Annotated in this window: 1 protein-coding gene; it reads right to left on the reverse strand. The window is 69.8% G+C overall.

Going from position 1 to position 1,678, the window contains the following annotated elements; genetic code table 11:
* Nucleotides 1-33 precede the first annotated feature (33 nt).
* Nucleotides 34-1,678: IS66 family transposase (gene tnpC, locus ACSVC7_RS32595; RefSeq protein WP_448208754.1), on the reverse strand; the 1,645-nt coding region annotated here is incomplete at its 5' end.

The raw sequence follows: 1,678 nt of genomic DNA on the forward strand, positions 1-1,678 counted from the left end.
GCGCGAGGATGGCCGGCGATGAGGGAGGGTTGGTCAAGCGGCCGTGGCGGCGTGGTCGGCCTTCCAGGTCCAGGGCAGCAGGCGGTCGATCTGGTTGGCCTTCACCGCGCCGGAGGCCATGCGCTCGAGCACGTCGGTGAGCCAAGCGACGGGGTCGACGTCGTTCAGCCGTGCGGTCTGGATGAGCGAGGTAAAAATGGCCCATGACCGCGCGCCCGCATCCGATCCAGCAAACAGGCTGTTCCGGCGCACGGTGGCCACGACACGGTGACGCCTCTCGATGCTGTTGTTGTCGATCTCCACGCGCCCGTCATCGAGGAACACGCCCAGGCCGTCCCAGTGGTTCAGCAGATAGCGCAGCGCCTTGGCCACCGGCATCTTGCCGGAGACACGGCCCAGCTGCTCCTCCACATAGACCTTCAGCGCGTCCACCACGCGCCGGCTCTGCTCCTGGCGCACCCGGCGGCGCTCGTCGGGCGGCTGGCCGCGAATGGCGTCCTCGATGCGGTACAGCACGGCGATGCGCCGCAGCACCTCTCCGGCAATCGGCGAGCCGGTGGCCTGGTGGATGTCGAAGACGTCCCTCCGCCCGTGCGCCCAACAGTAGGCGAGGGTCACCGCGCCGACATCGGCCGTGCTGGCCTCGTCCTGGCCGATCAGCCGCTTGAAGCCGCCCCAGCCGTCGACCTGCAGGATGCCGGAATAGCCGGCCAGCACCTCGGCCGCCCGGGCGTAGACGCGGTCCTCGGTGTAGATATAGGCCACCGCCGGCGGCCGCTCCCCCTGCCACGGCGCGTCGTCACGGCCCAGGCCCCACAGGTAGCCGGTCCGCGTCGCCTTCTTCCCCTTCCCCTTCGCCGCGGCGGCGCGTTTGTCCAGCACTGGCAGATAGGTGTCGTCAACGAACAGCTTGGGGGAGCGGAGCGCATCGGCGACCAAGCGCTCCCAAACCGGGGACAGCCACCATGCCACCCGCCCCAGCCAGTCCGCCATGGTCTGGCGATCGAGCGTGACCCCGTCGCGGGCGAAGATCGCGCACTGGCGGTAGAGCGGCTGCCCGTCCTGGTACTTGGCCACCGCGATGTGCGCCAGCAACGCCTCCGTGGGCAGGCCGCCGGGGATGATGCTGTCCGGGGCGGGCGCCTGCACCACCGCCTCGGCACAGGTCCGGCAGCCGTACTTGGGGCGGACGATCGCCCGCACGCGCAGCTTCATCGGCGTGATGTGCAGGCGCTTGGTGGTTTCCACCGCGATCTCGTGCATCGCCCCGCCGCAGCACGGGCAGTTCGTGTCCGTGGGCTCGATGCGGATCTCGTCGTGCGGGAGGTGCTCGGGCAGATGCCCGAGGTTGCGCCTGGCCGGAGCCCGGCGTCGCCGCGCGTCTTCGGCGTTCCCAGCCGCGGCCTCCTCGGCCGCCGCGGCCGCGCTCGCAAGGTCCTGCTCGACGTTTTCCAGGGCGAGCTGGAACTGCTCGGGATCGAGGCGCTCGGACGTTGGCGCGGACTGGCGGCGCAGCAGCTGCTGAAGGACGGCGTCGAGCCGCTGGCGTTCAGCCTCCGCTTCTTCGTAGGCCACCTTCAGGTGGCTGCGTTCAGTCTCGGCCTCCTCATACGCGGCTTTGAAGTGATCACGCTCGTCGCGTAAAGCATTGTTCGCGGCGTCTTTCTGCTCAAGAGCC

It is taken from the genome of Azospirillum mesophilum (genome assembly GCF_053470405.2).